Source organism: Christensenella sp. KGMB01412 (assembly GCF_055522415.1).
This window is the reverse complement of the sequence record NZ_JBVFVW010000001.1, coordinates 176,493-195,585: the sequence shown is the minus strand read 5'-3', so window position 1 is coordinate 195,585 and position 19,093 is coordinate 176,493. Positions and strand designations below refer to the sequence as shown.

The window sequence follows — 19,093 nt, the reverse complement described above, 5'->3', positions numbered from 1 at the left end:
GATCATTTTACGCTGTAATTCGGAGATTCCTTTGTGATATTGATATCATGCGGATGGCTCTCCAAAAGTCCTGCGCTCGTAATTTTCACAAACTCCGCGTTATCCTGCAGCTGATCGATATTCGCCGCGCCACAGTACCCCATACCGGATTTGAGGCCGCCCACCATCTGGTACGTCGTATCCGCCAGAGGCCCTTTGAACGGAACGCGCCCTTCCACGCCTTCCGGCACGAGCTTTTGCGTGCTCTCCTGGAAATAACGGTCTGCACTGCCCTGCTGCATTGCCGCAATCGAGCCCATACCGCGGTAAACCTTAAAGCTCCTGCCCTGATATATTTCCATTTCGCCCGGGCTTTCCTTCGTTCCCGCAAACAGGCTTCCGATCATAACGGCCGCCGCCCCCGCCGCAATGGCCTTTGTGATATCTCCGCTGTATTTGATGCCGCCGTCTGCAATGATTTTTGCGTTATACCTTGCCGCCTCCTCCGCACAGTCAAGCACTGCGGTAAGCTGCGGAACACCAATGCCCGCCACAACACGCGTCGTGCAGATAGAACCCGGCCCGATACCAACCTTAACGCAAGTTGCGCCTGCCGCGATCAGGTCATGCGTCGCTTCTTTCGTTGCACAGTTTCCGGCAATAATATCAAGATCAGGAAATTTGTTGCGTACCTGCTCCACAATATTAAGTACATTTTTCTGGTGGCCATGCGCCGTATCGATCGCAATCACGTCAACTTTTGCCGCAACCAGAGCTTCTACGCGTTCCAGCGTTCCCTTCCCTGTGCCGACCGCCGCACCGACAAGCAACCTTCCGCCGCTGTCCTTTGCGGACATCGGATACTGGATTGATTTTTCAATATCCTTAATGGTAATCAGCCCCATCAGCTTGCCATTATCATCCACAAGCGGCAGTTTTTCAATCTTATATTTTCTCAAAATCTGCTGGGCCTGATCAAGCGTCGTTCCGATTGGCGCGGTAATCAGGTTTTCACTTGTCATTACCTCGGATACCTTACGCGAATAATCCGTCTCGAAACGCATATCACGGTTTGTAATGATTCCAACGAGCTTGCCGTCCTTTTCTACAATCGGCACCCCGGAAATCTTATATCTGCCCATCAGTTGATCCGCATCGTTTACGGTGTGATTGGGAGACAGCGAAAACGGATCGGTAATTACACCGTGTTCGCTGCGTTTTACCTTATCTACGTTGTCTGCCTGCATTTGAATCGACATATTTTTATGAATAATCCCCATGCCGCCTTCACGCGCAATCGCGATTGCGAGACCGCTTTCTGTAACCGTATCCATCGCCGCGCTCATAATCGGTATATTCAGCTTGATTTTCGGCGTAATATACGTGGATACATCCACCTCGTTGGGGGTGACAGCGCTCTTCTTTGGTTTGAGCAATACATCATCAAATGTAAGACCCTCTGTAATTTTCATATGCGTTTCATCCTTTCTTTTTTTATCCTATCCATTTTATAAATTTATCATAAGTATACAAAAGCATATACTTATTCTCTCTGCAAAACCATCATACTGCCTGACATAAACATGACAGGCGCTGATTTTTTGTAACAAAAAAACGCGCAGCTGGCCTTCTAAGCCTGCGGCGTGTTTTGGTCATGCTCTTCCACGGAAGACTCCTCCGGCTTTAACTCCGGGTGCTCATCCAGATATTGTATATGTTCCCTTTTGATGACCATCCAGTTGATTGCGCCAACAACAAAAGACAGAACAAGAACGATAATCGCTCCGGTAAACTGACGCTCCGCAAATAAAATCGCGGCAATCGCAAGCAGCGAAGAAATCGCATAAAGCAGGGTAACGGATTGCTTTTGGTTCATACCCATATCAATCAGCCTGTGATGCAGGTGCTTACGATCCGCATGGAACGGATGCTGCCCTTTTGCAAGTCTTCTCAGAATCGCCCACAGCGTATCGACAATCGGCAGCCCCATCACGAGGAATGGAATACCAAAGGATACCACCGCATTGACCTTAAAGAAGCCCTGTATAGAAATAACGGACAGCACAAACCCCAAAAACATCGCGCCCGCATCCCCCATGAATATCTTTGCCGGATTCAGGTTATACGGCAAAAAGCCAAGGCACGCGCCTGCAAGTACAGCCGCAACCACCGTTACCGTTGGATTTCCCGCAGAAAGCAAAGACACGGCAAGGAGCGCAAACGAGGAAATCGCCGCGACGCCGCACGCAAGTCCATCAAGGCCGTCGATCAGGTTGATTGTATTGGTAATGCCCACAATCCAGATAACCGTGATCGGTATCGCCCAATTTCCAAAAAAGATAATCTGGTCAAACCATGTAATCTTTTCGATCACAACGCCTGAAAAACAAACGACAAGCGCCGCACAAATCTGCCCGAGCAGCTTGATATACGGTTTCAGGTTGTAGATATCGTCAAGAATCCCAAGGATGATAATCATTAATGCGCCGATCAGCAGCCCAATAAAGGTGGGATCAAGGTCTACAAACGCAAGTACGCCAAAAGCAAAAGCAACAAATATAGCAAGCCCTCCCATTGTTGGGATTGGCTTGCTATGCATACGCCTGTTATCTTTGGGGATATCCACCGCTCCGACTCTGAATGCAAGCTTGCGAACAAGCGGGGTTGTCGTATACGTTACAAAAAACGTAAACAGCAACGCAATTACAATCAAAATACCTGAACGAAATTCCATATCAGGGATAGCCCTCTTTCCTCACAAATATCACAAGAGCGGCAAATACAATTTGCCGCACTTGTTACTTTGCTCTATTATATCAACTTTCTTTTTTAAATGCAACATCTCCGTTTTCTACAAACATCTTGACTTTATCGCCGATGCTTATCTTTCCGGAAAGAATCTCTTCGGAAAGCTTGTCCTCCACGGTCTGCTGAATCATCCTTCGCAGAGGCCGGGCTCCGTACTGGTCGCTCATGCCGTCTTTTGCCATCAGTTTTGCAGCATCCTTTGTGTAGGTAAGGTCAATTTCCCTGTCATGCAGCCTCTTCGCCACACTGCCAAGCATAAGCTCTGCGATCTGCTGCGTATCCTTTTCCGTGAGCTTGTGGAATACGATGATGTCGTCAATCCTGTTGATGAACTCCGGACGGAAGGTGTTTTTGAGCGCTTCCATCATGCGTTCCTTCATCTCGTCGTACTCTTTGAGCTTCTCCATATCGGTGTCGTCTTCCTTTGCGAAGCCGATCTTATTCGTTGCGATCTCATGAGCGCCAACATTGGAGGTCATGATGATGATCGTATTTTTGAAGTCAACCGTTCTTCCCTTGGAATCCGTAAGCCGCCCGTCCTCAAGGACCTGTAACAGCATATTGAACACGTCAGGATGCGCTTTTTCGATCTCGTCGAACAGGATCACCGAATACGGTTTTGTACGGACTGCCTGCGTGAGCTGGCCACCCTCGTCGTATCCAACATATCCCGGAGGCGAACCCACCAGTTTGGATACCGAGTGCTTCTCCATATACTCCGACATATCGAGGCGGATCATCGCGTTTTCATCGCCAAACATCGCCGCTGCCAAAGCCTTTGTAAGCTCCGTTTTACCAACGCCTGTCGGCCCCAGGAAAATAAAGGAACCAATCGGCCTTGCCGGATCTTTCAGGCCCGCTCTTGCACGGCGGATCGCTTTTGCGACCGCGGATACTGCCTCGTCCTGTCCAATGACGCGTTCATGCAGCATATTTTCAAGTCCAAGCAGCTTTTTACTTTCATCCTCCGTCAGCTTGCTAACCGGGACGTGTACCCAGCTTGAAATGATCTGCGCGATATCTTCTTCGGTCACAACGCCTTTTTCCTTCGCAACCGCTTTACGCCATTCTTCCGAACAATGCTCGATATCACGTTTGATGTCAGACTCCTGATCCCGCAATTTTGCAGCCTTTTCAAAGTCCTCATGCGCGATCGCGCTTTCTTTTTCTTTGCCGATCTGCTCGAGCTTTTCTTCCAGCTCCCTCAAATCCGGCGGAGAAGTAAACATCGAAATCCTGACTTTTGAAGCCGCCTCATCAATAAGGTCGATGGCCTTATCCGGCAGGAAACGGTCCATAATATACCTCGTCGAGAGATCTACAGCCGCTTTCAATGCTTCGTCCGTAATTGTCACCTTATGATGCGCTTCGTACCGGTCGCGCAGTCCTTCCAGAATCTGGAGCGCTTCCTCCGGCGTAGGCTCGCCTACATTTACCGGCTGGAACCGGCGTTCGAGCGCCGCATCCTTTTCGATGTGCTTCCTGTATTCGTCAATCGTGGTCGCGCCGATCACCTGAATTTCGCCGCGCGCAAGCATTGGCTTTAAGATGTTTGCAGCATCCATTGCGCCTTCCGCAGCGCCCGCGCCGATCAGCGTGTGCAGCTCGTCGATAAACATAATAACGTTTCCGTCTTTTTTCAGTTCCTCGAGAGCGTCCTTCAAACGTTCTTCGAATTCGCCCCTGAATTTGGAGCCTGCGAGCATCCCCGCGAGATCAAGCATAATCACACGCTTGTTTTTGAGCATATCAGGAATATTCCCTTCTACGATCTTTTGCGCAAGCCCTTCCGCGATTGCAGATTTACCAACACCCGGCTCACCGATCAAAACAGGATTGTTTTTTGTCCTCCTGCTCAGTATCTGGATAATCCTTTCGATCTCCTCAGACCTGCCGATTACCGGATCGAGCTCGCCGTTCTTTGCCGCAAGCGTCAGATCGCGTCCAAACTTATCAAGTTTTGGCGTCGTTGATTTCGAATGTTCATCGCTGCTCACCGGAGCGCCCTGCGCAACGGCAAGAATCTCCTGCTGCATCGCCGCCATATCGGCGTTCAGGTCATGCAGCATACGGTATCCCATACTTTCCCTTTCATTGATGATTGCGAGCAACATATGCTCCGTACCAATAAAATTCTGCCCAAGCTGCCGCGAGAAAGCAACGCTCATTTCAATAATTTTTTTGGTTCTTGGCGTATAGCCAATCACCTGCGGGTTACCATAACCGCCGTCGGTCGATACTGAAACAATATATTCCCTTGCGTTATCCGCATTGATTCCCTGCTTCGAAAGAATTTCAGCAGCGGTTCCGCCTTCCAGTATCATACCAAGCAGCAAATGCTCGGTTCCCACATAATTTTCACCCATACTGCTTGCGAACTGTGCCGCCTGATTGACAGCCTCCTGTGCGCCTGCAGTAAACCTAGACATATTATTCATCACAATATCCTCCTTAAACTACCGCTTCACAAATCACGATAGCTGCCGCTTTTTCGGCGGGCGGCACGCCAATCTTCTTTTAAACCGTCTTTTACGACTATGTTCCTTTGGCCTTAATGTAACCGCTATGAACTTTACGCAAACATTTTAGCCCTCTGTTTTTTTACCTTTTTCTTCCCCTTCTTTTTTGATACGGTCCCGAAGCTCCGCAGCCTTTTCATAGTTTTCATCTTTGATCGCCTGGTCAAGCTGCGCTTTCAGGTCTTCTTTTTTTTCAGTCTTTGCTTCCGCCTGGTTCCGGGGAGTCAGTTTGATTTCCGGCAATTCGATGCTTTGGGCATAGGGATCGTGCCCGCCCATAAACTCCGCCTGATACCTGTCATTTGAAACAGGCTGATTTTCAGGAAGTCCGAAGTCCGTTCCAAACAAACTTCCCAGTCTGCCTGATCCGCGCTTTAAAAGGCTGGTTTCAAACAAATTGTCAAAGAATCCATCCCCTGAAAACACATTCATCAGTCCCTGCTCTTCCCGTGCGCAAACCTCGCATAAATTTTTCTCTGTCGTCACGCCATTGACGCTCTGCTTAATATGAATATTCGCTTCTCTTTGTTTACATTTATCACATAACATAATTAATTGTCCTCCTTCAAAAGAACTGTGCTCAAAATTTCTTTTAGAATCGTACTTCTAAGCTCTTCTTTATATTCCTTCGCAGCAGCCAGCGCCCTGTCTGAAACAGCCGCAAGTAAAACATTCTTTGTCTTACAGTCAATCAGCCCCGTCTGCATGAGTCCTTCCACCAGCTCCGCAGCCTGCCGCATATTAATCGGCCTGCTTAGCTGCTCGTCAATGATATCCGATATATAATCACACCGCTCGATATCAAGACGTATGACACGGATATATCCACCTCCGCCTCTTCGCGATTCGGTGACATATCCCCTGTTTGGCGAAAACCTCGTTGTCAGAACATAATTGATTTGGGATGGCGCGCAGTTGAATTTCTGTGCCAGCTCATTGCGCTGTAACTCCGCCATGCCTTCGTCTTCAATCAAAAGCTCTTTAATAAACTCTTCTATATGATCGCTTAAAATCGACACCCTTGCTCGCCTCCTATCTTTGACTTTCTTTGACCTTCATAATTATTATAACCGAAAATTTTTATCTGTAAACACCTTTTATAAAAAAATTTTAATCTGTTTCTTGTAATTCGCGAGGAATAATTCCCTTGATTTTGGTGCGGTCATAATCGGTCCTGAGCCGTTTTAAAAATACATTTTGCTCGGTTCGGCAAAGCGTTTCCTTTGCAAATTCGATGAGCAGCACAAACTGATTGCGCGCAGAGACAGGCCTGCCGGTGTAATCATTACGCACACAAAAATCATAAAGTTTTGCATATAACTCAAACGGGGAAAAAATCTGCTCCTGCGTCAGGTACTGCAATGAATATTTTGCCCTTCCCGTATTGTAATAGCGGTTCAAAAGCTCCTCAATCCCTTTTAGGTACAGCAATTCCCGTGCGCTGATATCCTTTGTCCTGATTACCTCATACGGCGGATAACTGCGCGATATAACGCCCCAGCCTCCTGCCTGCTGTTCAAGCTTTGTTCCATGCAGAACCTTCAGGAAACCAAGCTGCAACGCGTCCGGGTACAACTCATAAATCTCGTCAAAGGACAAAGCGAAGCGCTCCATGCTTTCATAAGGCAAACCCGCAATAAGGTCCAAATGCAAATGAATATTTCCGGCTTTTAAAATAGCTTTTGCGTTTTCCTTCAGTCTTGATAGATCCGTCTTTCTCGCCACTGCATCAAGCGTCCTTTTATTGGTTGTCTGCACTCCGCCTTCCAACTGAATTTTTCCGGTTGGAGCGCTTGCCAATAAGCAAAGCAACTCGTCGTCCATCAAGTCCAGAGCCACTTCGAAATGAAAAGAAGTATTTTCTGTTTTCCCAATCACGTATTCAACAATCTTTTTTGCGCGGGTTTTGTTGGCGTTAAACGTCCTGTCTACAAATTTAACGAGCTTTACGCCCTTTTTTACAAATATTTGAAGCTCGTCAAAGACATGCTCCAGCGACTTTTCCCGCACGCCCATACAATCTCCCGACAGACAATAGGCACATGAAAACGGGCAGCCGCGGGATGATTCATAATAGTAAATTTTATTTTCATCGTATTCGTCCCCTACCGCGGCAAACGGGGACGGAAGCGTATCCAGATTTGAGACCACCTGATAGGCGTCGTCTCCACAGGCAGCCCTTCCCTCGCGGAATACAATCCCGGGCATATCAACCCGCGCGTTTCGCTTGATTCCCTCCAAAAATGGTTTCAGGCATTCCTCAGCCTCGCCACAAATCACATAATCCACGAACCAGTATTGTTCGATTACACTTTTTGCACGAAAGGAAACCTCCGGGCCTCCCAACGTGATCACCGCTTCCGGCTCGGCCTTTTTTATATCCTCGGCGAGACGCAGCACATATGCAATATTCCAGATATAGCAGGAAAACGCGTAAACATCGCCCTCCTGGAGGAGTAACGCGCGTAAAACATCGCTGGCCATCTGGTTGATGTTAAATTCGCAAAAAACTGCGTTCCCGCCCACTGCCGCGGCAATCGAGCGGACTGCCGGATTTGTATGCACATAGCTTGAATTGACTGCACAAAGAACTGTTTTCATATTTTCTCCCAATACAGAAAAAAGCCGCAACCGTGTTGCGGCTTTCCGATCATTACACCTTTACTTCTCCTGATCGATATACGTCACATAGAAACTGTTTCCATTCTGGCTGAAATAATCGATCACATATACCTCGCCCGCATTGACGCCCGGAATGATCCTTGAGGTCTTGGAAAATTCCACAGGAGCAAACTGCTGGGTTGATAATACATAGCGCAGCAGCGCAAACGGGTACTCCTCTGTCACCCCTTCATAATCCGGCGTCGTAATATACAGCGTATTGTTATCCGCTCCAAAGCCAAGGCTCTCTACGCTGACATTTGAAATAACCTCTACCGGTTCCGCTTCCGTCGTGAGGTTTTTGATCGTAACCGCATAGCTGAGCGCCTCGGGATCCTCTTCATTCTTTACAGGAACGACAGCCGCGAGATATCCGCCGTCATTTGAGATTGTAAAATCCACACCCTGCGTTATCTCTTTGCGTTCCTGTGAAGCAATATCCACAGAGTAAATCATTCCGGCTCCGTCGTTTGCCGACTTATCCGCAAAATAAACCTTACCGCCCGCCAGTTCGATCTTGCTGTCCGCGCCCGGCTGTTCTTCTACGCCCTCCACAGCGCCTGGCTGCGTCACATCATATTTTTTCAGTTGCAGGGAATCTTCGCCTGTCATCGCGTAAATCACCGGCTGCTCCGGATCCCATGCAAAGGACGTCGTAAGGCGGCCCAGTCCTTCCTCGCCAAGGTTTCTCAGCATTCCCTCCTGCGTATCGTAAACGTACAGCACTTTATTTTCGATGCCTGAATCCAGAATCGCGATGTATCTCCCGTCTGCCGACGCAGCCGCTTTTTCCACGCTGTAAAAATACGGAAGCTCAAGCTGCGTTTTTTTGCCGTTCGTTTCAATAATCCACAATTTTTCCTTCAGTACCTGCTCGGTATCCTCTGTGCTGTCCGGCACGTAAGACCGCGCATATAATATTCTGCCGTCCGCCATTGTGCAAAGGTATCTGCCGTTCTCCACCATTACCGCGAGTGACGTTGCCACGCCGTCCTTCATCATCACAGGCTCTTCCTTCACGGATTCCGCATCCATTGATTTATTGTATTGCGGCAAAGCGTCCGTACTCATTTGAAATACATAAGCCTGCTTTGCCGGCACCGCCCCCGCGATTTTCAGGTTGACTTCTTCGGCAAGCTTATTTGCAGACGCTTCGTCTTTGAGCGGCTTTGAGATCAGCATCAGGTCGGTAAGGCCGTCGCACATTGTCGGCGTCATACCAATATCCTGCGGAACCAGATTCTGTTCATATGCTTCATAGGCGTTTAACCCTACGAAAAAAGCGCTCTCTGCCACAGAAGGCTTGGGCGACATCGTAATAACGAGCTTATCCGAATCCTCCTTCACCGTGGTCTGGACATCTTCGTTCAACTGGAAAAAGATCGATACCTCGTCGCTGTCGGAATGCGCGGTATTAAACAACCCATAAATAATACTGTTATTGTAGGTTTCATTATTATCCGCATAATCCCAGAACCCGATTTTAAGATCTACCTGCAAACGGAACGGCGCAGGCAGCTGCGTAACTTTATAGGAAGGCACCGCGGAGATTTTGGATTCATCCACCCCTGCAATCCTGGATCCATTCAGAAAATACATTGTAATAACCGTATTTTCTCCCTGCATTTCGATATTGATATCTTTCAGGTTTATATCCGAACCCAGCGAATCGTCCCCACCCTCGAGCGTACCGTTTACTATCGCGGCTTCCTGCGTAGGCACAGGAGTATCCTGCCCCCCGCTGCTGCATGCCGCGAGCAAAAGCGCGCATATAAGTCCCATCACGATAAACAAGCTAAATCTTTTTCGCATTTTGTCCTTTTCCTTAAATGTTTTTCATTTCCTCCGCATAACCGCAGACCTTTGCTTTGACCTCTTCAATATCTGCAAATGCGAATTCACCGTTTTCATAAATGATATCCCCGCCCACCATCGTCATGCAAACATCGGCATCGCTGCCTGCATAGACGAGCAAGGATACAATATCATAATCCGGAGTGTAGCGGATACCGCTTGTGTCGATCATAATGATATCCGCATCTTTTCCTTCTTCTATCACGCCGCTGTCAAGCCCCAGTGCCTGCGCCCCGTTACGCGTCGCAAGCTTCAATGCCTGAGCCGCCGGAACTGCCTTGGCATCATAGGTCGTACCCTTTTGCAGCATAGATGCGTAAGTCATTTCTTCCATCATGGACAGTTTGTTATTGGATGCGGCGCCATCCGTTCCCAATGTAACGTTAACACCCTTTTGTATCATTTTTGTAAGCGGAGCAATTCCGCTCGCAAGCTTTAAGTTGCTCTTCGGACAGCTCAGGACTGAAGAACCGTGCTCTTTCATCAACTCGATATCATGATCGCTGACCCATACGCAGTGCGCTCCCAAAAAAGGAACATCCAAAAGCCCTGTTTTTTCGCATAAGCCGATGGGCGTGAGCCCTTGCTCTTTTACGCATGTTTCGTGCTCTCCACGCGTTTCCGAAATGTGCATATGTACGCCTGTCCCCAGCCGCTTTGCTTCCTGAGCAAGCTTCTCGAGCATAGCATTATTCACCGTATACTGCGCGTGCGGGGAAAGATAGACCTTCAGCCTGCCCACGCCATTATATTTCTCGAAAAGCTCTACGCTCTCCTGCAGCATACGTTCCCCAACGCCCGGCGCAGGTGTAACCACCGCGCGTGAAAGGATTCCCCGCAGTCCGCTCTTCCGGGCCGCCCTGGCGATGGAATCAACGAAGAAATACATCTCGTTAAATGCTACGATTCCCGCCGCAGCCATTTCACACATTGCAGCCATACTGCCCCAATATGCGCTGTCCTCGTTAAGCTTATCCTCCGCCGGGAAAATTTTGGTGTTAAGCCATGACATCAGGTCCAGATCATCCGCATAAGAGCGAAACAGGTTCATTGGAACATGGGTGTGCGTATTCACAAACCCGGGCATTACAACGTTTCCCCGCGCATCGATCACGCGCTCCGCATGAAAGGTCGGGGCGGAAGCGGAAAGCCCCGCATAGGCTATTTTACCGTCCGCGATCTGTACGACCGCATTTTCGATCACCTCGTTGTTGTCGTTGTTCGTGATCAGTGTTGCATGGCGAATCTCTATCATAATTACTCTCCGTATAAATACTTGTGTTGCTGCGGCGTTAAAACGTCTACGTTTCCACCCATTGCCTTCAATTTGCGTACCGCAACGCTATAGTCGATATCCTCAGGCAGGTTCATAAGGCCAGCCTTCATGGAATCGTGATTCTCTTTAATATATTTCTGTGCTAAAAACTGCAGCGCGAAGCTCATGTCCATGATTTCAGCCGGATGCCCGTCGCCGGACGCAAGGTTTACGAGCCTGCCGCCCGCTATTACATTCAGTATCCTGCCGTCCTTCTGCACATAACCCTCGACGTTATGGCGCATCTCCACAACTCTTTCGCTGATTTCACCAAGCTCAGACACCTTAACCTCGCAATCAAAATGCCCTGCGTTTGCAAGCAGCACACCGTCCTTCATTTTATCAAAATGACGTTTTACAATTACATCCTCGCAGCCGGTTACGGTTACAAAAATATCACCTAAGGCTGCAGCATCGTCCATGCTCATCACATCAAACCCATCCATCAGCGCTTCTGTCGCTTTGATGTGATCGATTTCTGTAACAATGACTCTTGCGCCCAGCGCAGCCGCACGTTTTGCAACGCCCTTTCCGCACCAGCCGTAGCCCGCAACCACCACCCGCTTGCCTGCCACGATCAGGTTTGTGGTGCGCATGATTCCATCCCACACAGACTGCCCCGTGCCATAGCGGTTATCAAACATATATTTGCACTGCGCATCGTTGACAGGAATAACCGGAATTTTGAGCGTTCCCGCCTTTTCCATTGCTTTAAGCCGCAAAACCCCTGTCGTCGTTTCCTCGCTCGCGCCGATCACACTGTTAAGAAGCTGCGGAAACTCCTCGTGCAGCATTGTAATCACATCGCCGCCGTCGTCTACAATGAGGTTTGGCTCTGTTTTCAGTGCGCTTCTGATATGTTCCTCGTATTGCTCCGGTGTTTCCCCGTGGATCGCGTAAACATCCGCCCCGCCGGCTGCAAGCGCCGCAACAACGTCGTCCTGTGTTGACAGCGGATTGGAAGCGCAGGCGGCAACCTTTGCGCCGCAGGCCTGGATCACCTGAATGAGGTAAGCCGTTTTTGCTTCCAAATGGCAGCACACGCACATCCTGTAACCTGCGAAGGGCTTTTCCGGCGCAAGCTCCTCTTCAAAGCTGCGCAGCACCGGCATATACCTTTTCACCCATGCTATTTTCTGTTTGCCCGAAGGCGCTAACTTAATATCCCTGATATCGCTCATTTTAATCCTCCAACCAAATCCTTCAGGTAGGCTTCAAAATCATCCTTTAAATCCTCACGGTCAAGCGCAAATTCGCATGTCGCTTTCAGAAAACCCAACTTATCGCCTACATCATAGCGTTTTCCTTCAAACTCATACGCATAAATCGGCTGCGTGGCAAGCAACCGGCACATCGCGTCGGTCAGTTGAATCTCCCCACCTTTTCCGGGCGGAGTTTGCTCAATCGCGTCAAAAATATCCGGCGTCAGTACGTAGCGGCCCAAAATCGCAAGGTCCGACGGAGCCTCTCCCGCGCCCGGCTTTTCAACAAGCCCGGTTACACGGTGCATTCTTCCATCCATGTCATCCGTCGCAATTACGCCATATTTATCCGTATCCTTCATCGCAACGCGCTGCACGCCAAGTATTGACGATCCACTCTGCCCGTAAGCATCCATCAGCTGTTTCAGAGCTGGTTTTTCGCCTTTGACAACATCGTCGCCCAATATAACGCCAAACGGTTCGTTTCCAATGCAGTCGCGCGCCGTCCAGATTGCGTGTCCAAGACCAAGCGGTTCCTTTTGGCGAACATACATCATGTTGACCATATCTGAAATATCTTCAACGATCTTTAAAAGCTCACACTTATTTTTCCTGGTAAGCTCCAGCTCAAGCTCGATCGATTTATCGAAATGATCTTCAATCGCGCGCTTGCTTCTCCCTGTTATGATCACAATGCTTTCGATACCGCTTGCAACCGCTTCCTCCACAATATACTGGATCGTCGGTTTATCCACAATGGGCAGCATTTCTTTTGGCTGGGCTTTCGTTGCGGGTAAAAAACGGGTTCCAAGGCCCGCGGCCGGTATCACTGCTTTTCTTATCTTCATTTTTGCTTAAGCCCTCCGTAATAATCATCCAGCATCTGCTGCATTTTCGCTTTTACAAAACGCCCCATGAGTACGGTCTGCTTGGGCGGTTTTTCTCCTTCCGTTCCCGGAACATCCTTTAGATAAACCGGCTTTCCGACGATCAGCTTCACCTTTTTCTTCTTTGGAAAGACAAATACCAACGGCAGCACCGGCACATTATTTTTAATCGCAAAATGAAAAGCGCCGTTCTTAAACCTGCGTAACTCCTTGCAATACGGTGCGATTTCCCCCTCCGGGTACATATGCACCTTGCGTGTGGTATGTGTCAGCGTGTCGTTCATCTGCTCAGAAAAATGTTCAAAATTCTTTAAATCAGACGGCAGCGGCACGCCCCTTAACACGCGCACAAGCCCTCCGATGATAAACGCTTCAAAATTATGCTTCAGCGCGACAAAATATGGAGCGCTCGGATAAAAAACATAGGTCAGCATAGGAGAATCCATATTATGCACATGGTTTGCCACAGTGATCGCCGCCGTCTTTTTTACAAGCTTGGCGTTCTTTTTATCGATCACTCCAAAGCCCCAACGAATTTTGAAAAACAAATATCCAAACGGCATTCCAACAAACATTGCAAAATAGTACAAAAACCTCAAAAAAAGATTTTTGGTCATGTACTGGTAGTCCTCATTGAGGTGCAGCTTGATTGGCGCCCACATACGTTCCGCAGGGCCCTTCCTGCGCGTTCTGGCTTTTTCATTGAACTGCGTAGACTCCTGCGGCGCTTCTTCTTTTATCGATTCCTTCTCTTTTATTTTTTCCAGCTCTTCCTGCAAAACAATCATTCCCCAATCATTTTAATCATGACACGTTTTGTTCGCTTTCCGTCAAATTCCCCATAAAAAATCTGTTCCCATGTACCAAAATCGAGCTTGCCTTCCGTAATCGCCACCACAACCTCGCGGCCCATAATAGAACGCTTCAAATGCGCGTCTGCATTGTCTTCGTAGCCATTGTGCGCGTACTGGCTATACGGTTTTTCCGGAGCCAGTCCCTCAAGCCATTTTTCCATATCCGCGTGCAACCCGCTTTCATCGTCATTGATAAAAACGCTCGCCGTAATATTCATGGCATTTACAAGGCAAAGCCCTTCCTTGATGCCGCTTTTTTTCAGCGCTTTTTCCACATTTGGCGTAATATTTACAAACTGCCTGCGCTGGGGCAGGTTCATTTCCAGAACTTCGCGATAGCTTTTCATAAATCCTTTTCCTCCGAAATGATAGATATTATATTATAGCACGTATCACTTATTTTTCCAAGTAAAAAACACCTGCCGCAAGCTTGCGGCAGGTGTGCAAAACACAGTCGTTTCCTTTACTTTTCCTCGGAATCTTCGTCCTTTTTCTCAGGCGCTTCTTCCCCGGTGACTTCCACTTCCACCGTCACCGCCGCATCATCTTCCACAACCTCTTCCACCGCCTCGTCGATTGCTTCCTGAACCGCTTCGTCGATCTCCCTGTCAATTTCCTTTTCCGCTTCGATGATTGCCTCGCCCATAACAGCCATCTCTTCTACTTCATCTGCAATTTCATCTACGCGCTTTTCGATTCTTTCAACGATCTGCGCTTCCTCATCGGTCATTGCCAGCATAAAGCAATCGAATTTGCGCCTGCTCATGGTAGCCACATAATAAACCGCCAGAACCAGCGTCGCCACATAAGGAACCGCAGCAAGGATCAGGTACTGGAAAATATACATCGGCTCCAGTTCTCCAAGAGAATCAAGCGCCGCCTTTGCCTGCGAATATAATGTCACCGTGAATGCGATTGACACAATGATCGAAACAATCAGGCTTACCAGTATAACGATATTCGCCGATTTTTTCTCGCCGCTGTCCCATTTTGCGATGAGCGCAACAGAACCGACGACGAGCGCAACCTGCGGAATATATGGCAACAACACGGAAAAGCCGTTTGTTGCAACGCTTGCAAGGCTCGAGAAAAATGCCGCGCCAAGCATTGTCGCCAAAAGAAGGCCCGCCCAAACGAAAATCTTGGCCCATAACTCGCGTTTGTTTTTCAGCAAGAGCACTACCGCCATAAGCGCCGCTGCGGCAATTACAAGCATTCCGCCCGTACTGTAAAGAACATTCGTAATCGTTCCGAAGTCAACCGTGACGCTTCCGCCGGAAGCCTGGGTGGACTCCACAACCGTCGACACATATCCTCCAATCGACGCGAAGTACAAAACACACGCCAACAGGGTTATGATTGCTAAAATAATAAACGGTATTTTATTTGTTTTTTTCGTAATCGTTTCTTCCATAATGAACACTACCAACCTTTCTTATATTCCTTTATTTTTCAATATTTTTCTTTTGATCGTTTTCACGAAGCTCTACCCTGCGTATCTTGCCGCTGATCGTCTTTGGCAGCTCCGTCACAAATTCAATTTCCCGCGGATATTTGTAGGGCGCCGTGGTTTTTTTCACATGATCCTGCAATTCTTTTTTAAGCTCGTCCGTACCCGCATAACCTTCCGCCAGAACGATTGTCGCTTTCACAATCTGCCCGCGCTCCGGATGCGGCACGCCGGTAATTGCCGTTTCCAACACCGCGGGATGCTCCATCAGCGCGCTTTCCACCTCAAACGGCCCGATACGGTAGCCCGACGACTTGATCACGTCGTCTGCGCGGCCCACATACCAGAAGTAACCGTCCTCATCCTTCCATGCAACGTCTCCCGTATGGTAAACGCCATAATTCCAGACGCGCTTTGTGAGCTCGTCATCCCTGTAATAACCAAGGAACATTCCCGTGGGGATTTCCTTGTCCGTATACACAACGATCTCCCCTGTCTCTCCCGGCGCACAGCTGTCGCCGTTTTCATCGACAATATCAAGATCGTACATTGCGTTCGGCTTTCCCATTGAGCCTGGACGCGGCTCCATCCAGACAAAATTTCCGATCGTAACCGTAAGCTCTGTCTGTCCGTAAATTTCCATCAGTTTGAGCCCCGTCGCCTCCTGAAACTGGTAATACACCTCCGGATTGAGCGGTTCGCCCGCAATCGTCGCATACTTAAGCGACGAAAGGTCGTATTTTGTGAGATCCTCTTTGATGAAATAGCGATAAATGGTGGGCGGCGCGCAAAACGTCGTCACCCTGTATTTCTCGATTTTCTTCAGCAGCTTGTCCGGAACAAATTTATCCATATCATAAACGAAGATACAGGTTTCCGCCAGCCACTGCCCATAGAGCTTTCCCCATGCGCTTTTTGCCCAGCCGGTGTCCGCCACGGTAAGATGCAGGCCTTCCGGATCCGCATTATGCCAGTAAACCGCCGTTACAATATGCCCCAGCGGGTACACAAAATTGTGTGCAACCATCTTGGGCATTCCTGTTGTTCCGGACGTGAAATAAAGCAGCATGATGTCGTCGTTATGCGTCGCATCCTCACCCACCGGGCGCGCAAACTCATTGCCATGCTTTTCCATTTCCTCCCAGAACTCAAGCCAGCCTTCCCTTTTTTCCCCTACAATTACTTTCTTTTTCAGCGTTGGAGACTCCGCTTCCGCGGCCTCCACATGCTCTTTGAGCTCATCGTCCCTTGTGCAGACGATCATCTTAACATCTGCCGCATTATTGCGGTACACGATATCCTTTTTGGTCAGCAGGTGCGTCGCCGGTATTGCAATCGCCCCCAGCTTATGCAGGCCGATGATCGCAATCCAGAATTCATAATGGCGCTTTAGAATCAGCATCACCTTGTCGCCCTTTTTGATCCCCTCCGCTTTGAAGAAGTTGGCTGCCTGGTTGCTGAGCGCACTTATCTCCGCAAATGTAAACGTGCGGTCTTCGTCCCTGTCGTTTGTCCACAGCAGTGCGCGTTTGTCCGGCTTTTCCTTCGCCAGCTCGTCCACCACGTCAAAACCGAAGTTAAAGTTATCCGGGACAATCGTTTTATAATTTGCCGCAAAATCTTCATAGCTTTCAAAGCCTGTTGTGCTGTATTTCTCATATATTCTCATCTGTGGTATCCTCACTTTGAAATAATCGCCAGGAATTTGCAGGGCTTTCCGTCTTCTGCGCGCATTGCGTGCGGCGTGCTTGCGTCAAAATAAACGGTATCGCCTTCATTCAGGCGTATTTCCGCATCATGGATAAAGATCGTCATGCTTCCTTCCACGACATAATTGAGCTCCTGCCCTTCATGCGCGTTCTTTTTAACAGCTTCTGTATCCTTAGGCTCCACCGTCACAAGAAACGGCTCCATATGCCTGTTTTTGAAAATTGACGCCAAATGCTGGTATTTATACGCTTTCCTGCGCTCCATTTTAAGGCCCTCGCCTTTTCTTACAAGGGAAAAGGTTTTGAGCTTGGCGTTATCACCCGTCAAAAGCTCCGTAATATCAACGCCAAACCTGTTTGCAAGCGTAAATAAAAAACTGAACGAAAAATCCTTGTTCCCGGCTTCATACTCCTGGTATTCCTCCATCGTTTTTCCAGTCAGCTTCGCCATCTCACTGAGCTCGATTTCTTCAATCTCACGCAGCGCACGAATCCTTTCTGCGATTTCCTTGATTTCATTCATTTCGGCCACCATCCTTTAAACGAGAAAAACCCCATGCAGAAGCGTGGGGCGTTTTTGGTTTTATTTTATCTTTACTTCTTCGCTTTGGAACACGACAATGTTTCCATTTTTATCCCAGATAATAGCGTTTCCCGTAAGATTCTGGAAGTGCTTACCGTACGCTTCCTTTACGGCGTCCGGTTGTCCGTCCGATTTCTGATTATCAAACATGATATTGCCGTATACAACGTCCGACCAGTCAGAGCCCACCTTGAACTCCGCCTTGATTTCATTTCCCTGCTTTGTAAACTTCTGGTCTGCGGCTTTCGTCCCGTCTGAATTGAAAACTGCAATTACGCCGTTGGTTCCATCCATCAGGTTCGTCTCGCCTGAAACGGTTAATGTATCGCCATTGAGCTCTGCCTTACACGAACCAGTAACATCAAAAACGGTCGCTCCCTCGTCCGGCTCCGGCTTTTTGATTTCCGCCGCGCCGCCGCAGCCTGCCAAAACAGTCACCAACGCGACCACAATAACCAATAAAAGTGCTAGTTTTTTCTTCATCTTAATATGTTTGCCCCTTTCGCAAAACGCCAAAAATACCTCATATTAGTATATTAAAAATCCATCGATATGTAAAGTCCTACTTTTTCAGGCTCCCGCTGCTTACACGCAGCATACCGCCACGCCAGAACCTGCGTGTATCCCATGCACGCATAAAATCAAAAGAACACTTCGTGCCCCACGTCGCAAAGCTTACCTGCATGCCGCCATCTTCACGGGTTTCGTAGCCCGTGAGGTTAAACCAGTGCCACTCATACTCGTCAAATTCCTTATCCGCATGGCGAAGCATCAGGTACATCACAGGCAGTCCGCGGTCAATGGCCTCCCTGACAAACCCTGCAGCCTCGCGCGCATCCGCAAAACCGTCCATTTTATCGAGCGCCAGGCTGATTCCTGTCGTTTTGACATACTGCATAAACATCCGCTCAAATTTATCGATACTGGTAAGGCCGCCGATCCCCGGATGGATAAACTGGTACACCGTCTCAAAAAAGCGCAGGAAATCCTGCCGGGAAACATGCTCCGGATCATAAGGATACAACCCGCGTAAATGCGGGTAGGTTTTTGCAAGCTGGATACACTGCTCACACGCGCACACAGCGGAACACCCGCCAAGCTTCATCATTTTATGCGTGTGCCAGTTCTGGTCGCCGCCATAGTATGTATCGTCGATTGTCACAAATGCAAGCTCTTTTTTCATACCTTAGATTATATCACACCGGTGTAATTTTTGCTCGCCTATCTTCTTATTGACAAACCCAAACAGATATATGAGAATAGAGAATGGAA

Annotated in this window: 17 protein-coding genes; all 17 read right to left on the bottom strand. The window is 48.6% G+C overall.

Features of this window, described 5'->3' with window-relative positions; genetic code table 11:
• Positions 1-2: 2 nt before the first annotated feature.
• A complete protein-coding gene (gene guaB / locus ACS5WU_RS00955) occupies positions 3-1,451 on the bottom strand; it encodes an IMP dehydrogenase (RefSeq protein ID WP_046443057.1) in 1,449 nt (482 codons plus the stop codon).
• Between the two features lie 158 nt (positions 1,452-1,609).
• On the bottom strand, positions 1,610-2,713 hold the full coding sequence (locus ACS5WU_RS00950; RefSeq protein ID WP_302760030.1) for an MraY family glycosyltransferase: 1,104 nt from the start codon (positions 2,711-2,713) through the stop codon (positions 1,610-1,612).
• Between the two features lie 82 nt (positions 2,714-2,795).
• Positions 2,796-5,225 (bottom strand): ATP-dependent Clp protease ATP-binding subunit, encoded by a 2,430-nt coding sequence (locus ACS5WU_RS00945; RefSeq protein WP_302760029.1) that lies wholly within the window; start codon positions 5,223-5,225, stop codon positions 2,796-2,798.
• Between the two features lie 147 nt (positions 5,226-5,372).
• Complete coding sequence (locus tag ACS5WU_RS00940; RefSeq protein ID WP_046443059.1) at positions 5,373-5,855, bottom strand: UvrB/UvrC motif-containing protein; 483 nt, start codon at positions 5,853-5,855, stop codon at positions 5,373-5,375.
• 2 nt (positions 5,856-5,857) lie between these two features.
• Complete coding sequence (locus tag ACS5WU_RS00935; protein WP_046443060.1) at positions 5,858-6,325, bottom strand: CtsR family transcriptional regulator; 468 nt, start codon at positions 6,323-6,325, stop codon at positions 5,858-5,860.
• Positions 6,326-6,416: 91 nt separating this feature from the next.
• Positions 6,417-7,907: a B12-binding domain-containing radical SAM protein gene (locus ACS5WU_RS00930; protein ID WP_052740389.1), complete on the bottom strand. Its 1,491-nt coding sequence runs from the start codon at positions 7,905-7,907 to the stop codon at positions 6,417-6,419.
• Between the two features lie 60 nt (positions 7,908-7,967).
• Positions 7,968-9,779 carry a hypothetical protein gene (locus tag ACS5WU_RS00925; protein WP_302760027.1) on the bottom strand — a complete coding sequence of 604 codons (1,812 nt, stop codon included), beginning with the start codon at positions 9,777-9,779 and terminating at the stop codon, positions 7,968-7,970.
• Between the two features lie 13 nt (positions 9,780-9,792).
• Positions 9,793-11,076, bottom strand: coding sequence for an amidohydrolase family protein (locus ACS5WU_RS00920; protein WP_302760026.1), 1,284 nt, complete (start codon positions 11,074-11,076; stop codon positions 9,793-9,795).
• Positions 11,077-11,078: 2 nt separating this feature from the next.
• A complete protein-coding gene (locus ACS5WU_RS00915) occupies positions 11,079-12,317 on the bottom strand; it encodes an adenosylhomocysteinase (protein ID WP_465088878.1) in 1,239 nt (412 codons plus the stop codon).
• Positions 12,314-13,186, bottom strand: coding sequence for a UTP--glucose-1-phosphate uridylyltransferase GalU (gene galU / locus ACS5WU_RS00910; protein ID WP_046443064.1), 873 nt, complete (start codon positions 13,184-13,186; stop codon positions 12,314-12,316). The genes ACS5WU_RS00915 and galU overlap by 4 nt, the downstream gene beginning before the upstream one ends.
• Entirely contained in the window at positions 13,183-14,013 is an 831-nt protein-coding gene (locus tag ACS5WU_RS00905) for a lysophospholipid acyltransferase family protein (RefSeq protein WP_046443065.1), read from the bottom strand. Before ACS5WU_RS00905 ends, galU begins: the two co-directional genes overlap by 4 nt.
• Entirely contained in the window at positions 14,010-14,426 is a 417-nt protein-coding gene (locus tag ACS5WU_RS00900; protein WP_302760023.1) for a secondary thiamine-phosphate synthase enzyme YjbQ, read from the bottom strand. The genes ACS5WU_RS00905 and ACS5WU_RS00900 overlap by 4 nt, the downstream gene beginning before the upstream one ends.
• 116 nt (positions 14,427-14,542) lie before the next feature.
• A complete protein-coding gene (locus tag ACS5WU_RS00895) occupies positions 14,543-15,493 on the bottom strand; it encodes a hypothetical protein (RefSeq protein ID WP_302760022.1) in 951 nt (316 codons plus the stop codon).
• 31 nt (positions 15,494-15,524) lie between these two features.
• Positions 15,525-17,192 (bottom strand): AMP-binding protein, encoded by a 1,668-nt coding sequence (locus ACS5WU_RS00890; protein WP_059109203.1) that lies wholly within the window; start codon positions 17,190-17,192, stop codon positions 15,525-15,527.
• A 17-nt stretch (positions 17,193-17,209) separates the two neighbouring features.
• The gene (locus ACS5WU_RS00885; protein ID WP_059109176.1) at positions 17,210-17,761 is read right to left on the bottom strand and encodes a helix-turn-helix domain-containing protein; all 552 of its coding nucleotides are present in this window, start codon (positions 17,759-17,761) and stop codon (positions 17,210-17,212) included.
• A 60-nt stretch (positions 17,762-17,821) separates the two neighbouring features.
• On the bottom strand, positions 17,822-18,304 hold the full coding sequence (locus tag ACS5WU_RS00880; RefSeq protein ID WP_156415101.1) for a hypothetical protein: 483 nt from the start codon (positions 18,302-18,304) through the stop codon (positions 17,822-17,824).
• 79 nt (positions 18,305-18,383) lie between these two features.
• Complete coding sequence (locus ACS5WU_RS00875; RefSeq protein ID WP_059109174.1) at positions 18,384-19,004, bottom strand: hypothetical protein; 621 nt, start codon at positions 19,002-19,004, stop codon at positions 18,384-18,386.
• Between the last annotated feature and the right edge of the window lie 89 nt (positions 19,005-19,093).